The organism is Myceligenerans halotolerans, assembly GCF_054782975.1.
In genome coordinates this window covers 120106-143292 of the sequence record NZ_BAAGRL010000010.1, presented here as the reverse complement: position 1 = coordinate 143292, position 23187 = coordinate 120106, and the positions used below count along the sequence as shown (strand labels likewise).

Genomic DNA, 23187 nt, shown 5'->3' with positions numbered 1-23187 from the left:
CCGGCCGGTTCACATCCTCGTGCCCGCGCGGACCGTGACCGGGGAGCCGTCCGCGACGAACGCCGAGACCGGGGACGTCTTCAGCGCGTCCGTGAACCGCGGGCCGTAGACGTGGGTGACGTCGCACGTCAGTTCCGCGTCGGTGGCCCGCCACACGTTCCATCGCGGGTGCTCCACCCGGTACTCGATGCAGCCGCCGTCGCGCTGGGCGGCGTAGCCCCAGTAGTGCTCGGTGACGAACTCCTCCTGGGATCCGGGATCGGGCAGGTGGGGCTCGCCGGTGGTCGTGGCGTGCAGGCGGTGCCAGGTGCCGCCGTCGTACCAGGCGTACCCGACGAGGCCGGCCGGGGTGACGCCGTCGTCGGCGAGGTCGATGCGGTGCCGCATCGGGCGGGAGACGTAGCGTTCGCCGTACGCGAGCCGTGCGACGGCGGCCAGCGCCGGGCGCGGCACGATCTCCTTGACGAACACGACCCCGCGGCGCGACCCTCCGGCCGTGTCGCGGCGCACGTAGAACCGCAGGTTGATCTCGTCGAAGTCGCGGTGGAACGGCACGGGCACCCCGAGCAGCCGCGTGTCGAGGAACTCGAACCCGACCATGCTGACGAGCGTCGTGCCGCCCCAGGTGTCGAGCGCGACGCCGCGCGGCACGAGCAGGCGCAGCACGTCCGGGTCGATCTCGTAGTTCAGCATCACGAGGCGTCGCCACTCGGCGGTGAGGAACGTGCGGGGGCGTGTGCCGTCCCGCGCGTCGAGGCCGATCGAGCCGATCATGCCGCGAACGTAGCAGAACACCCGGGGCAGGCCGTCGCGGCGCCGACCGGCGGATCGCCGGCCCACGCAGACGTTCGCGCGGGCCACGCGGTCACCCTCCCCGGATCGCCGACCGGGGGCGACCGCATGGCCCGCGAGCCCTCAGAGGGTCCAGCGCTGGTTCGCGCCGCCCCAGCACGAGTACTGGCTGAGCCGGGCGCCGTCCTCGACCGACTGGTCGCGCACGTCGAGGCACTTGTCCGAGTGGCGGGCCACGATCTCGACGACGCCGCTGCCGACGTCGCGCAGCTCCCACTGCTGGTTGGTGCCGCCGTTGCAGGTCCACTGGATGACCTGGGCGCCGTCGGCGGTGGAGACGCCGTCGACGTCGAGGCAGAGCCCCGAGCCCTGGTTGACGACCTGGTGGTAACCGTTGCCGAGGTCGTTCAGGGTCCACTGCTGGTTCGCGCCGCCGTGGCAGCCGTACTGGATGATCTCCGCGCCCGGGTCCGTGGACCCGCTGACGACGTCGACGCACTTGGCGGAGCCCTCGTTCACGATGTCCGTGACGGTGGTGCCGGGGTTGCCGGCGTTCGGGTCGACGTCGTCGCCCCAGGCCCACTGCAGCCGGTTCGCGCCGGACTCGTTGCGGACCGTGAGCGACAGGTCCGTGCCGCTGCCCTGCATCGCGAACATCGAGTACCAGTCGTAGCCGATGTCGCCGGTCTTGCCGCCGACGGCGGGCCAGTACGTGCCGCCCATGGAGTTCTCGCGCATGACGTCGGTGACCGCACGGATGTGACGCACGAAGTTGTCGCCGCTGCCCGGGTCGCCGTAGTTCCGGCCGTCGTTCATCGGGGCGCCGAACTCGGTGGCCACGGCGCGGTCGGCGCAGTTGCCGAGGCGCTCGATGATGTGGTTGCGCCAGTTCTCGTAGGTCATCTCGCCGTAGAAGAAGGCGTAGTGGTGGAACGAGAGGAGCGTGCCGTCGAAGCGGGAGTCGTTGCACACGTCGCGCAGGTCCTGGCTGTAGCCGGTGCCTCCGATCAGGACCCGGTCCGCGGGCGCGGAGTAGTGGTAGTCGAGCCAGTCCGCCGCCACGTTGCGCCACTCGGAGGAGCTGTAGCCGTGCGGCTCGTTCATCGGCTCGAAGTAGACCAGGGAGTTGCCGCCGTACTGGGAGGTCACGGTGGACCACATGGTGTTCCAGGCGGCGTAGTCGGTGACCTGCCCGCCCGAGGCGGCGCCGTCTTCCCAGTAGGCGAGGATGACCTTGAAGCCGCGGTCGGTGGCGGCGTCGATCGCGCCGCGGTACCGGTTCCACCAGTCCGTGCCCACGGTGTGGGTGTTGACCGGGAGCCGGACGGTGTTGACGCCGAGCGTGGACTCCATGTCGTCGTAGAGGGCGTTCGCCTTGGCCTGGACGGTGGCGTAGGAGTCGGACTCGCTCAGCCCGTCCACGACGAGCGGCCCCGTTTCGAAGTTGTCGCCCAGCACGGCCCAGTTCACTCCGCGGAACTGGCTGGTGTCGGCGGCGGCCGGGGACGCGGTGGCCAGCACGGCGACGGGGAGGAGCGCACCGGCGGCGAGCATGCTCAGGAGGCGCCGGAGCGGACGCCGTCGCGGCACGCGAAGGTGGTTGCGAGGTGTTCTCATGATGTCGACCGATCTCGTGCGACTCTGCACGGTGGGGGTTCGAACTCCCGATGCCGGCGTTCGATCATGAACGTCAGCATGCGGATCAGAAGCAACTATTGCGAACACCAGAATGACTAATGCGAACACACCGAGTCAAGAGACCGCCACCAGATGATCAGACGCGATCACCTGCGATCATCAGCGCCACGACGCGCGGTCGGAACGGGTCCGCCGTCGGGCCGGCCGTGGCCCATCCGCCGTCGGGGCACATGGGGGCCAGCCAGGCCCGGTTCGGGATGGTGAGTTCACGCAGCGCGATGGGCTGGAACAAGAGGCTCATGGCGCGCACGACCGCGGCCGGACCAGCGGGATTCCCGCCGCGGCACGGCCCCGCGCGATCTCCTACTCGCGGACAGGCTCCCCTTCGGGGGTGAGGACCCACCACACGTCGTTCACGGCCTGGCCCATGGTGTCCCCCGGCGCCGTGTCGGAGGCGAAGTAGTACAGGGGCCAGCCGTCCAGGGTGAGCTGAGGCTCGCCGTCGGTCCCGGTGATGGTGCCGACCTCGCCGGTCACCCCCTCGACCTGCGCGTCGTCCCCGCCGGGGACCGGGGGCCACGCGGCCAGGCAGTCACCGGTGCAGGTGGACTCGCCCGAGCCCTGGGTGTCGCTGTCGAACTGGTAGACGGTCATGCCCTCGCCGTCGACCACGATGGTGCCGAGGTCGGTGTCGGCGGTGGCCAGGGACGCGGCCATGGCGGCGTCGGCGGCGTCGTCGTCCATGTCCTCGTCGGTGTCTTCCTCGGCGGGTGCGCCGTAGCCGCCCGCGTCACCGTCGCCGCCCGTGTCGTTGCCCCCGTCCCCGCACCCGGAGAGGACGAGCAGCGCGGCGAACACGGGCGCCGCCGTACGAGTCATCAGGGTTGTGGTGCGCATCGGTCTTTCCTCTCGGTGGACGATCGGGGCGTCGGTACAGCGCCTCGCCGAACCTGCGACCGCGCCGCGCTGGGACGTTCTCCCGGGACCGGTTCCGCGCCCGGCGACGTCGGCCCTCCTTACCAGCTTGCCCCCGATACACGGGGGACGCAGGTCGGGTTCGGCGGCGACCTCGTGGTCGCGTTCCGCGTCCCTGGTCAGGTGCCGTCGCCGAACTTCATGCCGCGCCGCCTCGCAGCCGCGCCGCCTGCTTCAGCAGGTGGGTCCGCTCGGCGGCGCTGTCCGCGGCCTCCGCGGCTGCCGCGTAGCGCCGCGCGGCCTCCGCCCGCTCGCCCGCCAGCTCCCGCAGGTAGGCCGCCGCGGCGTCGTACCGCGGCAGGCCGGCGTCGAGCGCCCCGAGCGCCCGCAGCCCGGCGTGCGCCCCGTCGACGTGCCCGACGGCGATCGCCCGGTTCAGTTCCGCCACCGGGTTCCGGGGCGCCAGGGCCAGGAGTTCGTCGTACCAGGTCAGGATCTGCGGCCAGTCGGTCTCGGCGGCGGTGGCGGCGTCGTCGTGCAGGGCGGCGACGGCGGCCTGCACCTGGTACTCCCCGAGCTGGTCGCGGGCGAGCGCGCGCTGCAGGATGCCGACGCCCTCGGCGATCATCGCCGTGTCCCACAACGACCGGTCCTGCCGGTCGAGCGGCACGAGCTCCCCGGCCGCGTCGAACCGCGCCGCCCGCCGCGCGTGGTGCAGCAGCATGAGGGCGAGCAGCCCGGCGGCCTCGGGATCGTCGGGGACGACGGCGGCCAGCTGGCGGGCGAGCCGGATCGCCTCCACCGCGAGATCGACGCCGGGTGCCGAGGACGGCTCGGCTCGGGCCGGCAATGCCCCTGCCGGCATCCCCCCGGCCGTCGACGCCTCGGACAGCGACCCCGTGGTCGCCGTTCCTTCGCCCCGCGCCGCACCCGCACCACCGGCACGACCCCCGCCTGTGAACCCCTCGTTGAACATCAGGTACAGCACGCGCAGCACGGCGGTGACGTCGCCCGGTGTGCCGAACCGCTCGCCGGCCACGGTGCGCTTCGCGCGGGAGATCCGCTGCGCCATGGTCGCCTCGGGCACGAGGAAAGCCCGGGCGATCTGCGCCGTCGTCAGCCCGCCCACGGCCCGCAAGGTCAGCGCGATCGCCGACGCCGGGGTGAGCGCGGGATGGCAGCAGCGGCTGAGGATCAGGAGCGTGTCGTCGGCCTGCTCGGCCGGGCCCGACGGCGGCTCCAGCCCGACCTTCACCTCCCGCAGCGCACGGGCCGACGCCGACCGGCGCGCATCGAGGAACTTGCGCCAGGCCACGGTGACGAGCCACGCCTTGAGGTCGGCGGGCGGGCCTTCCGGGTCCGGCCGGCCGGGTGCGCCGCCGGGCTCGGCGTCAGACTTGGCGTCGGACTCGGCGTCGCCGTCGTCCCGGGTGGCGGCCACCGGGTCGATACCGGACAGGCCGCGGCGGGCTCCGCCGGATCCGCCCGTGTCGGCGGGGCGGCCCGGGCCGCCCGCGCCGGCCGGGCCGTCGTCGTGCACGATCCCGTTCCCCCAGCGGCGGACCGCCTCGACGAGGGCGTCCTGGACGGCGTCCTCGGCCGCCGCGAAGTCGGCTCCGCGACGGACGAGGACGCCCAGGACCTGCCCCGCCAGCTCCCGGATCACTCGACCACCGGCGGCTCGGCGAGGAAGGGGCGCACCTCGATCCACTCGTGCAGGGGCTTGCCGTCCTTGCCGGGCGCCGACGACAGGTAGGCCGCCGCCTCGTGCGCCCGCTCCTCGGAGTCGACGTCGATGATCATCCAGCCCGCGATGAGGTCCTTCGTCTCGGCGAAGGGGCCGTCGGTGACGGGCGGGCGACCCTCGCCGTCGTACCGGACGAAGGCGCCCTCCGGGGAGAGCGCCTGGGCGTCGACGAACTCGCCGCGCTCCCGCAGGTCGTCCGCGACCTTCCCCATGAACGCGATGTGGGCCGAGATCTCCTCGGGCGTCCACCGGTCCATCGGGGCCGAGAACTCCGGGTGAGCCTCCGGGCCGCCGCGGTAGTGCTTCAGCATCAGGTACTTCATGGTTCCATCCTCCGGTCTCGGGCGGCGCGTGTCGCCGCCGACACCCCTGGGACGGAGCCGGGGGCGGGTTCTCGACATCGACGGCGAGAATTTCTCCGCCGCGCCAGTTGCGCTCCGCGCTTGGCACACTTTTTGCTGCGGGCGACGAAAGTAGCGCGCGGGGCACGAGGTTTCTTTCGCTTCCAGCACCTGAAGCGAAAGAAACCTCGTGCCCCGCCCCGCCGGCAACCCCCGTGGCTCAGCCGGACGGGTGCCCGTCGCCACCCCCGTCCGGACGCCCGCTCTCGGCGACGCCCGCCGCGGCCGTCGTCGTCGGCTCCGGTTCACCGTCCGACGACGCGGCGCCCGCCGTCGCGCGGCCCCGGCCCCGGTCGATGAGCCGCTTGCGCGCCATCAGGTCGGCGAACTGCGCGTCGAACGCCGCCTCGCGTTCGTCGCGCAGCCCCTTGATCAGGCTGAACATCATCAGGAACACGAGAACGAAGATCGGCAGCCCGATCACGGTGATCACCTGCTGCAGCGCCCCGAGCCCGTCCTGTCCGGTGACGCCGCCGAGGATGATGAGCGACGCCGCGAGCGCCCCCTCGCTCACGCCCCAGAACACGCGCTGCCGCACCGGACCGGCGTCGGAGGTGCCGACGCAGAGCATGTCGACCACGAGCGACGCGGAGTCGGACGACGTCGCGAAGAACAGCGCGACCACGATCACGGCGATGCCCTGGATCAGGGTCGCCGCCGGGAAGTTCTCGAAGAAGGTGAACATGGCCAGGGCGACGTCGTCGGACACGGCCGCGGACAGCTCGCCGCCGCTGCCGCCGATGCCGTCGATGCGCATCGCCGACCAGCCGAAGATCACGAACCAGACGAGCGTGAACAGCGAGGGGGCGACCAGCACGCCGCCCACGAACTGGCGCAGCGTGCGCCCGCGGGAGATGCGGGCGAGGAACACGCCCATGAACGGCGCCCAGGTGACGGTCCACGCCCAGTAGAAGACGGTCCAGCCGCCCTGCCAGCCCCAGCCGCCCTCCTTGGTGAACTGGGCCATGGAGTCGTTCCAGAGCGACAGGCCCACGAGATCCTGCAGGTAGAGGCCGAAGCTCTCGAAGATCTGCCGCAGCAGGAACACGCTGTCCTCGAAGAAGATCAGGACGAACACCATCAGGCCCACGGCCAGCAGGATGTTGATGTTCGACAGCCGCTTCACGCCCTTGTCGAGCCCGGCGACGATCGAGCACACCGCCGTGATCGTCAGCACGGTGATGATCCCGACTTCCAGCCAGGTGTTGTTCGGGATGCTCGGCACGAGGGCGTTGATGCCGGCGCCCACCTGCGACGTGCCGAGCCCCAGCGAGACCGCGAGGCCGAACAGCGTGCCCAGCACGGCGAAGATGTCGATCGTCTTGCCGATCGGTCCGTGGATCCGTTCCTTGAGGAAGGGGTAGAACACCGAGCTGACGCGCAGCGGCAGCTTGTACCTATAGACGAAGAACCCGAAGGCCAGGCCGGGCAGCGTGAAGATCGCCCAGGTGTGCAGGCTCAGGTGGTACAGCGAGATCGACATCGCGTCGCGTGCCGCCTCGACCGAGTAGGGCTCGACGTCGGCGAACGGCGGCGACCCGAAGTGCGACATCGGCTCGGCCACGCCCCAGAACATCAGCACGGTGCCGATACCGCCCGCGAACAGCATCGCGAACCAGGACAGGTTGGAGTACTCGGGGCGGGAGTCGTCCCCGCCGAGGCGGAGATGGCCGTACCGGCTGAGCGCCACGTAGACGAGGAACACGAGCCACAGGGTCACGCCGAGGATGAAGAACCACCCCAGGTCCGTGACGATCCAGTCCCGCGCCGCCCCGAAGATCGTGTCGATCTGTCTCGGGAAGGCGAGCAGCAGGATCAGGAACAGCACCATGAGCCCTGCTGAGACGAAGAAGATTGTCGGATTGGTCCGCAGCCCCAGCTTCGTCGCGAGGGCGTCGAGTTTCCGCTCGATCATGTGTGACCTTTCGTCGCTGATCGCGCCGGGTTCGAGTCCGGCGTTCTGGCAGCGCACCAGCCTGGCAGGGCCGGAGGCATTTGTCCCGCATTTACGAGATCTCCGCGAGTCGCTCCGCAACACACCAGAAACTCCGTGCCACCACGCTGTCACACGTGGGAAAATGTCGACTTTTCATCGTTTCGTGTCGCGGGGTCCGGTTCTCCGTGCCACGATCGTGGGCATGCGCGCAGGGAGGCTTCGGGAAGCGCGTCCGGCACGAGCGAGGATCACGGCGTGACACTGGTCTGGCAGATCGGCATCGACGTCGGCGGGACCGGATCACGGTTGTGCGGTGAACCAGTGGGACCGGGCGCAGAACCTGTCGAGCCCATCGAGCTCACCGGCGATCCCGTCCGCGTCGTGTCGCGCAGGTCCGATGCGCCCGACGTCGTCGGCGACCTGTGCCGCCGGTTCGCCGAGAAGGCGGGACCGGGCACGACGGCGGCCGTCGTCGTCGGCATGCGGGGCCTGCGGTCCATGACGATCTCCCGCACCCTCAACCCGTTCGACGTGCACGACGCGATCACCGAGGCGCTCGGCACCCGCCGCACCGCGGTCGCGAGCGACACCATCACCGCCCACCTCGGCGCGCTGCAGGGGCGCAGCGGCGCGACGCTCGCCGTCGGCTCGGGGGCGGTGGCGATCGGCGACGACGACCTGGGCCGCCTCCACATCGCCGACGGGCTCGGCCCGCTGATCGGCGACAACGGCGGCGGATCGTGGATCGGCGAGGAGGGCCTGCGGGCGGCGGCCCGCGCGAGCTACCACGACACCCGTGGGTCGCGGCGGCTGCTCGACGAGGCGACCGCGACGCTCGGTCCCCCGGAGACCTGGGAGGCCAAGCTGCGCGACGCCCCCGACAGGGTGCGGGTCCTGGCCGACTTCGCGCCGGTCGTGGTCCGGGCGGCGGCCGGCGGTGACATGATCTGCCAGAAGATCCTGGGAGATTCCGCCGAGCTGCTCACCGACTGCCTCGCGGCCGTCCTCGGCAGGCCGGGCGTGCGGCAGGTCGCCGCGACGACCGGCCGCCTCATGACGCCGGGTTCGCCGCTGCGGGCGGCCGTGCACGGGCTCATGCCGGTCAAGCGGATCGGCGTCGAACTCGTCGACGGCACCGGGTCACCGCTCGACGGCGCGTTGCTGCTGGCGCGGCGCCTGGTCGAGGACCCGGAGTTCCCGTCCTACCGGCCGCTGCTGACGGTGCGGGCGTCGGGGTAGCTCAGCGCCTCGGCCGGTCCGTGACCCACAGGTGGATGGTGCCCTCGGCGACGACCGTGCCGTCGGCGCGGCGGGCGGTGACCGTGACGGGCACGTCCGGGTCGTCCTCCAGCCAGCGCGCCGGGTCCGACTCGGCCGTGCACGTGATGTCCGACGTCGACTTCGCCGTGTACGCGACCTCCATGCCCTTGGGCAGCCAGCGCTTGGCGTCCGGCACGGTGGCCTCCGCCATCGCGCCCATCGCGGCCTCCAGCCCGTTGCACACCGCGATCGCGTGCACGGTGCCGATGTGGTTCAGCACAGCGCGCCGCTTCTTGATCACGAGCTCGCCGAACCCAGGCCGCACCTCGGTGAACCGGGGCCGGATCGTGCGGAAGTACGGCGCCTTGAACCCGTAGCCGATCCCGAAGATCCGCTTGCCGAGCGGCTTGCCGGCCAGCTTCTGCCACATCGTGTACACCTCTGTCACGAGGCGTGACTCTACGTCATCCTGCACGCCCGCCGGTCTCACCCGGAGGCCTGGTGCGGAACACCATCGCGAACACCGGGACGAGCGCGACGGCGCACACCACTCCCCCGACGGCGCCGAACACCACACCGGCCCTGAGATCCCCGAACGCGGCACCGAGCGCGATCCCGACGCCCATCCCGAGAGCGAACCCGGCTCCCGTCCCCAGCGCGGTCCCCACACTCCAGTTCCACCGGCCCGCCGTGCCCGCACCGCTCTCGTCCCGGCCGTCCAGGTTCTCGTCCGCCATGCCCCTCACCGTATGCCACCCGGGACGCCCCCGGAGGAGGCCGGAGGCGAGCGGTATGCGCATCCTGCCTGTGGCCTGGACAGCGCGCGGGAGGCGTGTCAGCCTGCCCGCATGGAATCGCGTGCGACGTCGAAGCAACGCCGGCTCTGGGACCGCACCGCGCCCGACTACGACCGCGGCATCGCCTGGTTCGAGCGCAACCTCCTGCGGGACGGCCGCGAGTGGCTCGGCGCGCGCACCCGCGGGAGCGTGCTCATGGTCGCCGTCGGCACGGGGCGTGACCTGCCGTTCCTGCACGACGACGTGACCGCCGTCGCGGGCATCGACCTCAGCCCGCCCATGCTGGACCAGGCACGCCGCCGCGCCGCCGAGCTCGGCCGCGACGCCGACCTGCGCGAGGGCGACGCAGAACACCTCCCGTTCGGCGACGCTTCGTTCGACACCGTGACCTGCGTACTGTCGCTGTGCACCATCCCGCGCCCGGAGGTGGCCCTGGCCGAGGCGAAGCGGGTGCTGCGGCCCGGCGGGCGGCTGCTGCTCCTGGACCACATCGGCAGCACCTGGCCGCCGATCCGCCTGGGCCAGTGGCTCGTGGAGGCCTTCACCATCCCGAGCGCGGGCGAGCACTTCACCCGCCGCCAGCTCGGCCGGGTACGGGACCTCGGCTTCGAGATCGCGGAAACGGACCGCTACGGGCTCGGGATGATCGAGCGCGTGCACGCGGTCAAGCCCGCGTGACCGTCTCCAGCACGCCCGCGCCGTACTTGGCGAGCTTGCTCTCGCCCACTCCGCTGATCCCGCCGAGCTCGTCCAGGCTCGCCGGGCGGGCGACAGCGACGGCCCGCAGGGTCGCGTCGTGGAAGACGACGTACGCCGGCACGCCCTGCTCCTTCGCGACGCCCGCCCGCCAGGCCCGGAGACGTTCGAAGAGCTCGGTGTCCGCGGCGGACAGCTCGATGTCCGCCGCGGCCTTCTTCTTCGCCTTCGCGGCCGCCCGCGCCCGGGTGCGCTCGGGATCACGCCGCAGCCGCACCTCGCGGCGTCGTCCCAGCACGTCCGCGCTGGCGTCGGTGAGCAGCAGCGTCCCGTGGTTGCCCTCCACGGTCAGCAGGCCCTGCGCCAGGAGCTGCCGCACGACCGTGCGCCACTCCCCCTCGCTCAGGTCCTCGCCCACGCCGAACACCGTGAGGCTGTCGTGCCCCCACTGGTTCACCTTGGGCGTCGCCTTCCCCCGCAGGATGTCGACGACGTGCCCGACGCCGAACCGCTGGTTGCGTTCCCGGTCCAGCCGGTACACGGCCGAGAGAAACTTCTGTGCGGCGACGGTCCCGTCCCAGGACTCGGGCGGCGCCAGGCAGGTGTCGCAGTTGCCGCAGGGCTCGCCCGCCTGTCCGAAGTAGTTCAGGAGCTGGGCGCGGCGGCACTCGACGGTCTCGCACAGCGCGAGCATCGCGTCGAGGTGGGTTCCGAGGCGCCGCCGGTGCGTGGCGTCGCCCTCGGAGCCGGCGATCATCTTGCGCTGCTGCACGACGTCGGACAGCCCGTACGCCAGCCACGCCGTCGACGGCCGCCCGTCGCGGCCCGCACGGCCGGTCTCCTGGTAGTAGCCCTCCACCGACTTGGGCAGGTCGAGGTGGGCGACGAAGCGGACATCGGGCTTGTCGATGCCCATGCCGAACGCGATGGTGGCGACGACGACGAGACCGTCCTCGCGCAGGAACGCCGCCTGGTTCCGTGCCCGGACCTGCGCGGGCAGGCCGGCGTGGTACGGCACGGCACGAATCCCCTGGCCGGTGAGGAACTCGGCGGTCTCCTCCACGGACGCGCGCGACAGGCAGTAGACGATCCCGGCGTCGCCCTCGTGCTCGGTGCGCAGCAGCTCGAGCAGCTGCTGCTTCGCGCCGTCCTTCGGCACGATGCGGTACTGGATGTTGGGCCGGTCGAAGCTCGCGACGAAGTGCCTGGCGCCGGTGAGGTCGAGGCGGGTGGCGATCTCCTCGCGCGTGGCCTGGGTGGCCGTCGCCGTGAGGGCGATGCGCGGCACGTCGGGCCAGCGCTCGTGCAGGTGGGACAGCTCGAGGTAGTCGGGGCGGAAGTCGTGGCCCCACTGGGACACGCAGTGCGCCTCGTCGATCGCGAACAGCGCGATCTCGCCCCGGTCCAGGAGCCGCGCCGTCGAGTCGAGGCGGAGCCGTTCCGGCGCGAGGTACAGCAGGTCGAGCTCGCCGCTCGTGAACGCGCGCTCGACGGCGCGCCGCGCCTCCGCGTCCTGCGTGGAGTTGAGGAACCCTGCCCGCACCCCGAGCGCGTCGAGCGCGTCCACCTGATCCTGCATCAGCGCGATCAGCGGCGACACGACGACGCCGGTCCCCCGGCGCACCAGGGACGGGATCTGGTAGCACAGCGACTTCCCGCCGCCCGTGGGCATCAGCACGAGCGCGTCGCCGCCCGCCACCACGGTGTCGACGATCTCCCGCTGCCCGGCGCGGAACTCCTCGTAGCCGAACACGCGGCGCAGGGTCTCCAGGGCGGGATCGACGGCGGTGTCGGGCGAGGTAGCGGCGTCGGCGAGAGTCACGGCGGCCAGTCTAGGGACGGTCACCGACACGGCGCCCGTCCCGCGCCGCGGAACCGGTCCGCGCCGTCAGCCGGAACGGCGGGACCGGCCTGCCCGCGCCGCCAGGACGGTCACCACGATCCCGGCGACGGCGAGGATCGGCCCGACGATCGCCCACAGCGACACGCCCGTCATCGGGCTGCCGGCAAGGTAGCCGACCCCCTGCAGGGTGAAGACGCCGCCCACCACCACGAGGATCGCGCCGAGCGCGATCGAGGTCCACCTCACTGCTGCCTCCACACGGTCGTAGGACTCTCCTGAGGCATCAGCCGAGAGAGAACAGCGGGCCCGTGAGCGTCAGGCCCGGCTCCTGGACGAACACCCAGAGAAACGCCAGTGCCGCACCCGCCAGCGCCACGTCCTTGTTGAACTGGATCATCTCCATCTGCTTCGCCGTCGGATCGGTCTCACGCCAGAAACCGTGCATGAGGAATGCCGTCGAGAGGAGGAAGACGACCAGCAGCAACGCGCCCAGATCCCCCCAGATCCCGAGCAGGACGGACAGCCCGCCGAGCAGGATCAGCACCCCGGTGGTGCGGGTTGCCGCCTTGGCCATCGGCACGCCCCGGGAGGCGGCGTAACCGGCCATCGCGCCGGTCTCGGTCAGGTGGGCGATACCGCTCCCCAGGAAAAGAGCGGCGAAGAGCACCCGCGCGATCAGCAGTACGACGTCCATGAGTCCGTCCCCCTTGTCGAGGAAGCGCTGTCGTTCATGCCTGTGCTCACACCATATGACTCACCCGTTCGTCGGGTCGAGGGCGAGGTGCTCGACCCCTCCGGCGGCGCGCCGTGCCGGCGCCGCGACCGACGCGGCGCGCGGGCCGACGACGGGAGCCTCTCCCCCGGAGGGGGCATCATCGAAGGATGGCCCCCGACGACACGCGGGATCCGGATCGCCCCCTCCCGGTCCTGCAGGAAACCCCGGCCCAGCGCGCCGACCGCAACTGGGTCGAACTGCTCCAGGAACTGCGCGTCATGCAGACGGGCGTGCAGGTGCTCACCGGCTTCCTGCTCATCCTGCCGTTCCAGGCCGAGTTCGGGAGCCTGGACCACTACCAGCGCACGGTCCACCTGACCTTGCTCGTCACGTCCGTGCTGGCCACCACACTGCTCACGGCGCCGGTCTCTCTCCACCGCGCGCTGTTCCGGCGCCGCCTCAAGACGTCCGTCGTGGGGACGGGCGACCGGCTGGCCCGGGCGGCGCTGGCCGCCCTCGGCCTGACCTTGACCGGGACCGTCCTGTTCGTGTTCGACGTCGTCGTCGGCCGGGTCGCCGGGATCGTCGCCGGCAGTGCCGTGCTCCTCCCGATCGTCATGCTCTGGGTCCTCCTCCCGGCCTGGTTGCGCCGGCACGCCGACCCGGTGACGTAACCGCACGTCGACGCCGGGCGGATGCCCGGGCGCCCGCGGCCGGGCGTCAGAGCTGCTTCTCCAGGATCTCGAACCGGAGGTCGTCCCGCTTGGGGACGCCGAAGCGCTCGTCGCCGTAGGGGAACGGCTTGAACCGGCCCGTGCGGACGTAGCCGCGCCGGACGTACCAGGCGATGAGGTCCGCCCGGGCGTCGATGACCGTCATCCGCAGGAACGTCCGGCCCCACTCGTCGCGGACCACCCGTTCGGCCTCCGCGAGCAGTGCCCGCCCGAGGCCGCCACCCTGCCGGTCGGGCCGTACCGCGAACATCCCGAAGTACCCGGCGCCGTCCTCGACCGCGACGTGCGCGCACGCCAGCGGGCCGGCGTCGTCGTCCACGACCAGCACCTTGCTGTGCGGGCGCGTGATGTCGGCGCGCAGGATGACGGGGTCGACGCGGTCGCCGTCGAGCAGGTCCGCCTCGGTGGTCCACCCCGCGCGGCTGGCGTCGCCCCGGTAGGCGGAGGTCACGAGGGCGACGAGGGGTCCGACGTCGGCCAGGGTGGCGGTCCGCACGTAGAGCGCGCGGCTGTTCTCGGATCTCGTCTCGGTCACAGGCACACACGGTAGCGGAGCCGGCCGGACGCTCCGCGGGCCGCCGGCTTGCCTCCGCCGGACGTCAGCGGCGGCGCTTCTCGCGGACCCGCACCGAGAGGCTGATCGGGGTGCCCGCGAAACCGAACGTCTCCCGCAGGCGGCGCTCGATGAACCGGCGGTACTGCGCCTCGATGAAGCCCGTGGCGAAGATGACGAACCGCGGCGGGCGGGTCGAGGCCTGCGTGGCGAAGAGGATGCGCGGCTGCTTCCCGCCTCGCAGCGGGTGCGGGTGCGCCGCGACGAGCTCACCGAGGAACGCGTTCAGCCGGCCCGTCGGGATGCGCATGTCCCAGCTCGACAGGGCCTGCTCCAGCGCCGGGACCAGCTTCTCGGTGTGCCAGCCCGTCGCCGCGGACACGTTCACCCGCGGCGCCCACGCCACCTGGCCGAGATCCTTCTCGATCTCCCGCTCCAGGAACGGGCGCCGGTCCTCGTCCATGAGGTCCCACTTGTTGTACGCGAGGACGAGCGCCCGCCCGGCGTCCACCACCTGCGACAGGATCCGCTGGTCCTGCTCGGTCAGCTGCTCGGACGCGTCCAGCAGGACGACGGCGACCTCCGCCTTGTCGATGGCGGCCTGCGTGCGCAGGCCGGCGTAGAAGTCCGCCCCCTTGGTCAGGTGCTGCCGCCGCCGGATACCGGCGGTGTCCACGAACCAGTACGGCACGCCCTTGATCTCGATCAGCTCGTCGACCGGGTCGCGCGTCGTGCCGGCCACGTCGTGCACCACCACGCGGTCCTCGCGGGCGATCTTGTTCAGCAGCGACGACTTGCCCACGTTGGGCCGCCCCACGAGCGCCACCCGCCGCGGGCCGACCGGCCGCGCCTCGCCGTGCTCCGACACCTCGGGCAGCGCGGTCATCGCGGCGTCGAGCAGGTCGCCCGTGCCGCGGCCGTGCAGGCCGGACACCGGGTGCGGCTCCCCCAGCCCGAGCGCCCACAGGTACGCCGCGTCGGCCTCGCCCGCGGCGCCGTCCACCTTGTTGGCGCACAGCACCACCGGCTTGCCGGACCGGCGCAGCATCTCGACGACGCGCTCGTCCGTCGACGTCGCGCCCACCTGGGCGTCCACCACGAACATGACGGCGTCGGCGAGCGACACCGCCACCTCGGCCTGCGACGCCACCTTCTCCTCGATGCCCGCGACGTCGACCTCCCAGCCGCCCGTGTCCACGAGCGTGAACCGGCGCCCGGCCCACTCCGCCGGGTACGAGACCCGGTCCCGGGTCACGCCGGGCTGGTCCTCCACGACCGCCTCGCGCCGCCCCAGGATCCGGTTCACCAGCGTCGACTTGCCGACGTTCGGCCGCCCGACCACCGCCAGCACCGGCAGGATCTCCTCGGGCTCGGGCTCCTCGTCGGCCCACTCGGAGTCGAGGAGCGCGGCGTCCTCCTCCTCGAGCTCGAACTCCTCGAGCCCGGCCCGCAGCGCGCGCTCGCGCGCGACGTCGTCCTCGGTCTCCTCGATCTCCGGAGTCCCGGGGACGACGCCGGGCGCGGTGGCGTCGTCGGGCTCGCCGGCCTCGTGCGGGTGTTCGGCCAGGCGCAGGTCGTCGGTCATTCGCATATTCTCTCAGGAGAACGGTCAGGCCGACGGCGCGCCAGCCGTCGTGCTGCCTGTGACCTTGGCGACCACCGTCAGCACCGCTTCCACGGTCTGCTCGAGGTCCAGGTCGGAGGAGTCCACCGTCACGACGCCGTCGGCCGCGACCGCGAACTGCGACACCGTGGAGTCGTCCCGGTCGCGCCGCAGCACCTGGTCCCTCGTCGCCTCCACGGCCGACGCGTCGGCCGCCCCGTGCACGTCCAGCGCGCGGCGGCGCAGGCGCGCCTCCTCGCTGGCGGTCAGCAGGATCCGCACGTCGGCGTCGGGCGCCACCACCGTGGTGATGTCCCGGCCCTCCGCGAGGATCCCCCGCCCGCCGGAGAACCCGCCGGTGCGCTCGGCGTCGATCGCCTCGCGCTGGCGCCGCTTCAGCTCGGCCCGCACGGCGAGGTTCGTCGCCACCTTCGAGACCGCCGCGGACACCGCCGTCGTCCGGATCTCCTCCGCGACGTCACGCCCGTCCAGCGTCACGCCGGGCCGCCGCGGGTCCACGCCCATGTCCAGCGGCATGGCGGCGACGTCCGCGGCGACCCGCGCGACGTCGGACAGGTCGGTGCCGCGGCTCGTGCACCACACGGTCGCCGCGCGGTACATGGCGCCCGTGTCCAGGTACGCCAGGCCGAGCCGGGCGGCGACGGCCTTCGACACGCTCGACTTGCCCGACCCGGACGGGCCGTCCACGGCGACGACGACCGGCGCGGGGGTGGGGGTGCTCACGGGGGTGGTCTCCTTCTGTTCCATCTGGTCCTCTCACGACGACCCGCTCCGGTCGTCGTCACGTCGCGTCACGCCTCGGCGTCACGTCCGCACGTCACATCTCGACGTCCGACATCAGCTGCCCGAGCTCGACCCGGCCCAGCACCCGGGTCCGCCCCGGCTTCAGGTCCCCGAGCCGGATCGGCCCGATCCGCGTGCGCACCAGCCGCGTCACCGGACGCTCCACCGCGTCGAACATCCGGCGCACGATCCGGTTGCGGCCCTCGTGCAGCACCACCTCGAGCAGCGTGGCGTCCGGGACCTCCTGCAGCACCTTGACCGAGTCCAGCCGCGCCGTCCCGTCGTCGAGCTCGACGCCGCGCGTCAGGTCCCGGATGATCCGCGGGTAGACCTGGCCGCCCTCGACCGTCACCACGTACGTCTTCGGGATCTCGTACCGGGGGTGCGAGAGCCGGTTCGCCAGTTCGCCGTCGTTCGTGAGCAGCAGCAGCCCCTCGCTGTCCGCGTCCAGGCGGCCGACGTGGAACAGGCGTTCCTCGCGGTTCCGCACCAGCTCGGCGACGGTCGGGCGGCCCTCCGGGTCGTGCATGGTGGACACGACGCCGTGCGGCTTGTGCAGCGCGAGCGTGATCTTGTCCTGGTCGAGCTGCACGCGCAGCCCGTCCACGTGGATGACGGACTTCACGGGGTCGACCCGCACGCCCAGCTCGGTCACCAGCACGCCCTCGACCTCGACGTGGCCGCGCTCGATCAGCTCCTCGCACGCCCGCCGCGACCCGAAGCCCGCCTGCGCGAGCACCTTCTGCAGCCGGACGCCGTCGGCGACGTGCACGTCACGCGGCGGCTCGGAGGACGGGGGACGACGGCGGCCGGCGCCGGGCCGGTCCTGGGTGCCCGGCCGGGCACCGGGCTGGCGACGCCCCTGCGAGCGCCCCTGCCCGGCCCGGTTCCCTGCGGCACGGTTCTCGTTGTTGCGGCGGCTCCCGCCGCGGCTGTGCTGGTTCATCGTTCCTTCTCGGTAGTTCGGTGGTGACGCCGGTCCCGGTCGGCACTCGCGTGAGCGATCGGTAGTTCGAACTGCCGATCACTCGCGAACGGACCGATCATCCGGCGCGCCCCTCAGTCCAGGCCCTCTAGCGTGTCCAGGTCCGGGAGGTGCGGGGCGAGCGGGGGCAGTTCGTCGAGCGAGTCGTAACCCATCCGCTCCAGGAAGTATCCCGTGGTTCCGAACAGAACCGCACCCGTAGCCGGGTCCTGCTCGATCTCGGCGATGAGCCCGCGCGTGAGCAGCGTGCGCACCACGCCGTCGACGTTGACCCCGCGCACCGCGCTGACCTGCCCGCGCGTGACGGGCTGCCGGTAGGCGATCACGGCGAGCGTCTCCAGCGCGGCCTGGCTCAGTTTCGCGGTCTGCCCGTCGAGCACGAACCGGCCGACGACGTCGCCGTGGGCGGTCGAGGAGTAGATCCGCCATCCTTCGGCGCCGCGGCGCAGCTCGAACCCGCGCGGGCGGCCGCCGAGCTCGCCGCGGTACTCGTCGGCGATCTCCTCCAGCAGGTCCCGCACCTCGCGCTGCGGCAGGCCGAGCGTCGCGGCGAGCCGCTCCTCCGGGACGGGTGCGTCGGCGACCATGAGCACGGCCTCCAGCGCGGCGCGTGCCCCGCCGGGGAGCTCCTCGACGTCGACGACGGGCAGTTCCTCGGGCACCGCGTCGCCGGGTCCGGTCCGGGCCGGGCCCGTCGCGACCTCGTCGGTTCTCTCCTGCACGTCGGTCATGTCTCCTCCTCCGGCATGTCGTCCTCGTCGAACTCGCTGGGGCCGGCGTCGGGGTCGAGGTACTTCCCGCCGTCGCCGGGTCCGGCCGCCCAGCGGACCGTCAGCTCGCCGAGCGAGGTGACCTGCTCGAAGCTGACCAGGCGGTCCCGGAACAGTTCCAGCAGGGCGAGGAACCGCGCCACGACCACGATGCGCTCGACCCCGGCGGTGAGCGCGCGGAACGTCAGCACGTGCTCGGCCCGCAGGCGGAGCACGATCGTGCCCGCCTCCTCCCGCACGCTGACCGCCGGGGCGTGCAGGTGGGTGAGGGAGACCTCGGGGGGCGGCTTCGGCTGCAGGGCCTTCGCGGCCAGCGCGGCGAGCCGTGCCCCGTCCAGGGTCCACTTCAGTTCCGGCAGCAGCGCCGTGAGATGCGGCTCCAGTGGCGCGAGGCGTGGCACGCGCCGCGCCGCCGTCGCCATCCGCTCGGCGAGGAGCGCCGAGATCTCCTTGTAGGCGCGGTACTGCAGCAGCCGCGCGAACAGCAGGTCGCGCGCCTCCAGCAGCTCCAGGTCCTCGAGGTCCTCCTCGATGACGCCGGGCAGCAGCCGGGCGGCCTTGATGTCGAGCAGTGTCGCCGCGACGACGAGGAACTCCGAGGCCACGCCCAGGTCCCACGACGGGTGGTCGTCCCCGCGGTCGGCGGCTTCCCGCGCCGCCTCCTCCGCGGCGCGGATGTGCGCCACGAACTCGTCGGTCACGGCCGCGAGCGCCACCTCGGTGACGTCCATCTCGCGCTTGGTGATGAGGCTCAGGAGCAGGTCGAACGGGCCGGTGAAGTTGTCGAGGTGGACCTCGAAGCCGCCGGCGGTGCGCTTCGGGACGGGGCCGTCGTCGTGCGGGGCGGCCTCCTGCCGGCCCTCCGGTCCGGGTACGGCTTCGTCGCTGGAGGCCGGATCGCCGTCGGACAGGATGTCGCCGGGTGCCTCCAGGACCTCAGGCGGCGTGGCCACGGGCCACGAGCTCCCGGGCGAGCTGGCGATAGGCGGACGCGCCGGGGTGGCCCGGCGCGTAGGCGGTGATCGGCTCGGCGGCGACGGTGGCGTCGGGGAACTTCACGGTGCGTCCGATCACGGAGTGCAGCAGCGTGTCGCCGAAGGCCTCGTGCACCCGGGCCACGACCTCCCGGGAGTGGAGGGTGCGCGAGTCGTACATGGTGGGAAGGATACCGTCGATCTCCAGGGCCGGGTTCAGCCGGTCCCGCACCTTCTCGATGGTCTCGACCAGCAGCGCGACGCCGCGCAGCGCGAAGAATTCGCACTCCAGCGGGATGAGCACGCCGTGCGCGGCGGTCAGCGCGTTGACGGTGAGCAGCCCGAGGGACGGCTGGCAGTCGATGAGGATGACGTCGTAGTCGTCGACGATCGGGCGCAGCGCCCGCGACAGCACGGACTCCCGCGCGACCTCTCCCACGAGCTGGACCTCGGCCGCGGACAGGTCGATGTTCGCCGGGAGCACGTCGAGCCCGTCGATGCCCGACTCGATCAGGGCGTCCTCGATGCGCACGCCGCGTTCCATGAGCACGTTGTAGATCGTGACGTCGAGCTCGTGCGGGTTGACGCCGATCCCGACGGACGCCGCGCCCTGCGGGTCGAAGTCCACGAGGAGCACCTTGCGGCCGTGCTCGGCCAGGCAGGCGCCCAGGTTGATGGTCGTGGTGGTCTTGCCGACGCCGCCCTTCTGGTTGCACATCGCGATGATGCGGGCCGGGCCGTGGCTCGTCAGCCGCGGCGGCTCGGGGAAGACGGGCATCACCCGCCCCACCACGTCCCGGGGGGCGTCGGGATCGGGCCGCCCGCCGGGCGGATCACCGGGCGCGGGACCGACGTCGACCAGCGTGTCCGTCATCTCGCCCGCTCCCTCCGTTCGGCTGGGTGCCTCGCTCACGCCCGTCACGCTATACCAGGCTCATGCCAGGAACTCGCCGAAACCCCGGCGCGCCCGAGATTCCCCGCGTCTCCCCGCGCCGGCGGCTCAGCGCGCGCGGGGGTGGGTGGCCGCGTAGACCTCGCGGAGGGCGTCCGGGGTGACCATCGTGTAGATCTGCGTGGTCGTCACGGACGCGTGGCCCAGCAGTTCCTGCACCACGCGCACGTCCGCGCCCCCGGCCAGCAGGTGCGTCGCGTAGGAGTGCCGCAGCGTGTGCGGCGAGACGCCGTTCAGCCCGGCGCGGCCGGCCGCGGCCTGGAGCGCGGCCCAGGCCGACTGCCGCGACATCCGCGCGCCCCGGGTGTTGAGGAACAGGGCGGGCGCGCTGCGCTGCCGGGCCGCGGACGCCAGGTCGGGCCGGGCACGCACCAGGTAGGCCTCGACGGCCTCCCGGGCGAACGACCCGACCGGCACCACGCGCTCCTTGTCGCCCTTGCCGTGCAGCCGCACGACGGGCGCCTCGCCGACGTCGTCCACGTCGAGGCCGACGATCTCCGAGATCCGGCCGCCGGTCGCGTACAGCAGTTCCAGCAGCGCGCGGTCGCGCAGCGGGACGGGACCCTCGCCGAGGCCGGCGGCGTCGAGCAGGCGTGCCACGTCGTCCACGCCCAGGGCGTGCGGCAGCCGCCGCATCCGGGTGGGCGCGTGCACCTCGGTGGTGGGGTCGGCGTCGGCCAGGCCCTCCGCGTGCGCGAAGCGGTGCCAGCCGCGGACCGCGGCCAGCGCCCGCGCCGTGGACGACGCCGACAGCGGGGCGCCACCGTCGCTCCCCCGCCGGATCGCGTCCACGTGGGCGAGCACGTCCGCCTGGGTGACCTCGCCGACGCGCGCGCGGCCCAGCCCGTTCAGGTGGGTGACGTAGCGCGTGAGGTCGCGGGCGTAGGCGGCGACGGTGTTGGCGGACAGCCCGCGCTCGACCCGCAGGTGGGCGAGGTAGTCGCGGAGCGGCCCGCCGAGCGAACCGTCGGCCTCCGTCAGGCTGGACACGGCCCCATCATGCCCCCGACCGCCCCGCCCGCCACCATGGCACGCCGTGATTTGACCCGGTCACGACGGGTTGATGTTGAACAGCTCCGCCCGGCTGCGGATCACCTGGGCCCGGGCCAGCCGGGGCTTGTCGGAGCCGTCGCGGATCACGCTGCCGGCGGCCTCGAACTCGGCGAGGAAGTCGACCGCCCAGGCGACGTCGGCCGGCGACGGGCTGAAGCACTCGTTGATGACCCCGGGCTGCTCGAGGTCCAGGCAGAGCTTCCCGGTCATGCCCAGCACCACGGCGTCGGCCGACTGCTCGCGCAGCAGCGCGTGCGCGGAACCGACCGTCGGGCCGTCCACCGGACCGGGCAGCCCGCCGATCCGGCTCGCCAGCACGAGCCGGGTGCGCGGGTACGCCATCGCGATCGGCTCGTTCGCCGCGCCCGTGTCGCGGCGGTAGTCGCCCGAGCCGAACGCGAGCCGGAACGTCCCCCGCGCGCGGGCGATGTTCACCGACTCCTCGATACCGAGGGCGGACTCCACGAGCGGGATCACGGGCACCTCGCCGCCCAGACGCTGAGCCGTGTCGATGACGTCGTCCGCCGACTCGGTCTTGGCGAGCATGACGCCCGCGAGCCCCTCCACGTCGCGCAGCTGGGCCACGTCGTCGGCCCACGCGCTCGACGTGCGGTCGTTGATCCGGACCCAGCCGGACCCGCCACCGCGCAGCCACTCGATGACGCGCATCCGCGCCTCGTCCTTCAGGCTGTCGTCGATCGCGTCCTCGCAGTCGAGGAGGATCTGATCGGCGCGGGAGAGCTGGGCATGGTCGAACGCGTCGGTCCGCATCGCCGAGAGCAGCAGCCACGAGCGCGCGTAGTCGGGTGCGACGCGGGTCTTCTCGCGGGAGGCGCGGCGGGCGGTGAGGTCAGTGGAGTCGGTCACGGTCACAGGGTCGATGCTATGCCAGTCAGAAGGGCAGGAAGACGTCCACCGCGACCGCGAGGAACAGCACCGACAGATACGTGATCGAGGCGTGGAAGACCTTCATCGCACCGAGCCGCTTGCCCGTGGCACCCTGCTTCGCGCGCCGCAGCATGAGGATCGTGGAGGCCAGGAACCACGCACCCAGACCCGCGGCCACCGCCGTGTAGACCCACGACATACCCGCCAGCGGCACCAGCACCAGGGAACAGGCGATCATCGCGAACGTGTAGCCGACCATCTCCGCGGCCACCCGGCGCTCGTCGGACACCACGGGCAGCATCGGCACGTCAGCCGCCGCGTAGTCCCGCTTGAACTTGATCGACAACGGCCAGTAGTGCGGCGGCGTCCAGAAGAAGATCACGCCGAACAGCGCCACCGCCGACCAGCTCAGGCCCCCCGTCACGGCCGCCCAGCCGATGAACACCGGCATGCAGCCCGCGATGCCGCCCCACACGATGTTCTGCGGCGTCCGCCGCTTGAGGATCATCGTGTACCCGACCACGTAGATCGCGATCGCGGCCGCCGTCAGCCACGCCGCCGCGAGGTTCACCACCAGCGCGAACCACGCCAGCGACAACCCGCACAGCACCCACGAGAACACCAGGCCCGCACGCGGCGAGATCTCACCGGTCACCAGCGGCCGGCGCTTCGTCCGGTTCATCAGCCGGTCGATGTCCCGGTCCAGGTACATGTTGAACGCGTTCGCACTCCCCGCCGCGAGGGCCCCGCCGACCAGCGTGGCCGCCATCAGCCCCACCGACGGCCAGCCGCCCTCCGCCAGGATCATCGTGGGAATGGTGGTGACCAGCAGCAGCTCGATCACGCGCGGCTTCGTCAGCGCGACATACGCGCCCGCCCGCCGCAGGAACCGGCCGCCGGGGCGGCGGTCGTAGTTGGCCAGGCCCTCCCGCACGTCGCCGGCCTCGTCGCCCGCCGGGGCACGGCCCGGCGCCGGTGTCCCGGCCGTGGCCGCAGGCGCTCTGTCCATGGACGACGGCGATGCTGTGCTCACGAGATGGACGTTCCGTTCCGACGAGGGGGACAGGGCGTGCTCATGGTACGACGCCCGCGAGGCCGGGCGCTCCTCCCCCGCGACGGGCCGCGATGTGA

At 72.4% G+C, this 23187-nt stretch carries 25 protein-coding genes; 3 read left to right on the top strand and 22 right to left on the bottom strand.

The window, feature by feature from the left end:
- Positions 1-9: 9 nt before the first annotated feature.
- From ACYVK5_RS08755 to ACYVK5_RS08725, 7 genes are all read right to left on the bottom strand, one after another.
- Positions 10-861 (bottom strand): YqjF family protein, encoded by an 852-nt coding sequence (locus ACYVK5_RS08755; protein ID WP_460703901.1) that lies wholly within the window; start codon positions 859-861, stop codon positions 10-12.
- A gap of 54 nt (positions 862-915) precedes the next feature.
- Positions 916-2409, bottom strand: coding sequence for an RICIN domain-containing protein (locus ACYVK5_RS08750; RefSeq protein ID WP_460703899.1), 1494 nt, complete (start codon positions 2407-2409; stop codon positions 916-918).
- A gap of 157 nt (positions 2410-2566) precedes the next feature.
- Positions 2567-2731: a hypothetical protein gene (locus ACYVK5_RS08745; RefSeq protein ID WP_460703897.1), complete on the bottom strand. Its 165-nt coding sequence runs from the start codon at positions 2729-2731 to the stop codon at positions 2567-2569.
- 62 nt (positions 2732-2793) lie between these two features.
- The gene (locus ACYVK5_RS08740; RefSeq protein ID WP_460703895.1) at positions 2794-3327 is read right to left on the bottom strand and encodes a COG4315 family predicted lipoprotein; all 534 of its coding nucleotides are present in this window, start codon (positions 3325-3327) and stop codon (positions 2794-2796) included.
- 217 nt (positions 3328-3544) lie between these two features.
- Complete coding sequence (locus ACYVK5_RS08735) at positions 3545-5011, bottom strand: RNA polymerase sigma factor (RefSeq protein WP_460703893.1); 1467 nt, start codon at positions 5009-5011, stop codon at positions 3545-3547.
- Positions 5008-5415, bottom strand: coding sequence for a YciI family protein (locus ACYVK5_RS08730; RefSeq protein WP_460703892.1), 408 nt, complete (start codon positions 5413-5415; stop codon positions 5008-5010). The genes ACYVK5_RS08735 and ACYVK5_RS08730 overlap by 4 nt, the downstream gene beginning before the upstream one ends.
- 238 nt (positions 5416-5653) lie before the next feature.
- Positions 5654-7408 (bottom strand): BCCT family transporter, encoded by a 1755-nt coding sequence (locus ACYVK5_RS08725; RefSeq protein ID WP_460703890.1) that lies wholly within the window; start codon positions 7406-7408, stop codon positions 5654-5656.
- Between the two features lie 276 nt (positions 7409-7684).
- On the opposite strand from ACYVK5_RS08725, the gene ACYVK5_RS08720 reads away from it, so the two are divergent.
- Entirely contained in the window at positions 7685-8668 is a 984-nt protein-coding gene (locus tag ACYVK5_RS08720; protein ID WP_460703888.1) for an N-acetylglucosamine kinase, read from the top strand.
- A 1-nt stretch (position 8669) separates the two neighbouring features.
- Here the strand turns inward: ACYVK5_RS08720 and ACYVK5_RS08715 are convergent, their stop codons facing one another.
- Positions 8670-9137: a hotdog fold domain-containing protein gene (locus ACYVK5_RS08715; protein ID WP_460703886.1), complete on the bottom strand. Its 468-nt coding sequence runs from the start codon at positions 9135-9137 to the stop codon at positions 8670-8672.
- A 16-nt stretch (positions 9138-9153) separates the two neighbouring features.
- The gene (locus ACYVK5_RS08710) at positions 9154-9426 is read right to left on the bottom strand and encodes a hypothetical protein (protein ID WP_460703884.1); all 273 of its coding nucleotides are present in this window, start codon (positions 9424-9426) and stop codon (positions 9154-9156) included.
- 111 nt (positions 9427-9537) lie between these two features.
- Between ACYVK5_RS08710 and ACYVK5_RS08705 the strand changes: the two genes are divergently transcribed.
- Complete coding sequence (locus ACYVK5_RS08705) at positions 9538-10164, top strand: class I SAM-dependent methyltransferase (protein ID WP_460703882.1); 627 nt, start codon at positions 9538-9540, stop codon at positions 10162-10164.
- Here ACYVK5_RS08705 and recQ read toward each other — a convergent pair.
- The 3 genes from recQ to ACYVK5_RS08690 form a co-directional block, all read right to left on the bottom strand.
- Positions 10151-12004 (bottom strand): DNA helicase RecQ, encoded by a 1854-nt coding sequence (gene recQ, locus ACYVK5_RS08700; protein WP_460703880.1) that lies wholly within the window; start codon positions 12002-12004, stop codon positions 10151-10153. The genes ACYVK5_RS08705 and recQ overlap by 14 nt on opposite strands.
- A gap of 66 nt (positions 12005-12070) precedes the next feature.
- Complete coding sequence (locus ACYVK5_RS08695; RefSeq protein WP_460703878.1) at positions 12071-12271, bottom strand: hypothetical protein; 201 nt, start codon at positions 12269-12271, stop codon at positions 12071-12073.
- 37 nt (positions 12272-12308) lie between these two features.
- Positions 12309-12719: a DoxX family protein gene (locus ACYVK5_RS08690; RefSeq protein WP_460703876.1), complete on the bottom strand. Its 411-nt coding sequence runs from the start codon at positions 12717-12719 to the stop codon at positions 12309-12311.
- 188 nt (positions 12720-12907) lie between these two features.
- Here ACYVK5_RS08690 and ACYVK5_RS08685 point away from each other — a divergent pair, with 188 nt between their 5' ends.
- On the top strand, positions 12908-13414 hold the full coding sequence (locus ACYVK5_RS08685; RefSeq protein ID WP_460703874.1) for a DUF6328 family protein: 507 nt from the start codon (positions 12908-12910) through the stop codon (positions 13412-13414).
- 46 nt (positions 13415-13460) lie between these two features.
- Here the strand turns inward: ACYVK5_RS08685 and ACYVK5_RS08680 are convergent, their stop codons facing one another.
- The 10 genes from ACYVK5_RS08680 to ACYVK5_RS08635 all read right to left on the bottom strand — a co-directional run bounded on the left by ACYVK5_RS08680 (position 13461) and on the right by ACYVK5_RS08635 (position 23089).
- Positions 13461-14009 carry a GNAT family N-acetyltransferase gene (locus ACYVK5_RS08680; protein WP_460703872.1) on the bottom strand — a complete coding sequence of 183 codons (549 nt, stop codon included), beginning with the start codon at positions 14007-14009 and terminating at the stop codon, positions 13461-13463.
- A gap of 64 nt (positions 14010-14073) precedes the next feature.
- Positions 14074-15612, bottom strand: a complete 1539-nt coding sequence (der, locus tag ACYVK5_RS08675; protein ID WP_460703870.1) for a ribosome biogenesis GTPase Der — start codon at positions 15610-15612, stop codon at positions 14074-14076.
- Positions 15613-15636: 24 nt separating this feature from the next.
- Positions 15637-16374: a (d)CMP kinase gene (gene cmk / locus ACYVK5_RS08670; RefSeq protein ID WP_460703868.1), complete on the bottom strand. Its 738-nt coding sequence runs from the start codon at positions 16372-16374 to the stop codon at positions 15637-15639.
- Positions 16375-16468: 94 nt separating this feature from the next.
- Positions 16469-17380: a pseudouridine synthase gene (locus ACYVK5_RS08665; RefSeq protein ID WP_460703867.1), complete on the bottom strand. Its 912-nt coding sequence runs from the start codon at positions 17378-17380 to the stop codon at positions 16469-16471.
- Positions 17381-17493: 113 nt separating this feature from the next.
- Complete coding sequence (scpB, locus tag ACYVK5_RS08660) at positions 17494-18150, bottom strand: SMC-Scp complex subunit ScpB (protein ID WP_460703864.1); 657 nt, start codon at positions 18148-18150, stop codon at positions 17494-17496.
- Positions 18147-19142 carry a segregation and condensation protein A gene (locus tag ACYVK5_RS08655; protein ID WP_460703862.1) on the bottom strand — a complete coding sequence of 332 codons (996 nt, stop codon included), beginning with the start codon at positions 19140-19142 and terminating at the stop codon, positions 18147-18149. The genes scpB and ACYVK5_RS08655 overlap by 4 nt, the downstream gene beginning before the upstream one ends.
- Positions 19126-20037: a ParA family protein gene (locus ACYVK5_RS08650; RefSeq protein WP_460703962.1), complete on the bottom strand. Its 912-nt coding sequence runs from the start codon at positions 20035-20037 to the stop codon at positions 19126-19128. The genes ACYVK5_RS08655 and ACYVK5_RS08650 overlap by 17 nt, the downstream gene beginning before the upstream one ends.
- Before the next feature lie 126 nt (positions 20038-20163).
- On the bottom strand, positions 20164-21105 hold the full coding sequence (locus tag ACYVK5_RS08645) for a site-specific tyrosine recombinase XerD (RefSeq protein WP_460703860.1): 942 nt from the start codon (positions 21103-21105) through the stop codon (positions 20164-20166).
- Between the two features lie 60 nt (positions 21106-21165).
- On the bottom strand, positions 21166-22035 hold the full coding sequence (locus ACYVK5_RS08640; protein WP_460703858.1) for an HpcH/HpaI aldolase/citrate lyase family protein: 870 nt from the start codon (positions 22033-22035) through the stop codon (positions 21166-21168).
- 25 nt (positions 22036-22060) lie between these two features.
- Positions 22061-23089 carry a heme o synthase gene (locus ACYVK5_RS08635; protein WP_460703856.1) on the bottom strand — a complete coding sequence of 343 codons (1029 nt, stop codon included), beginning with the start codon at positions 23087-23089 and terminating at the stop codon, positions 22061-22063.
- Positions 23090-23187: the final 98 nt, after the last annotated feature.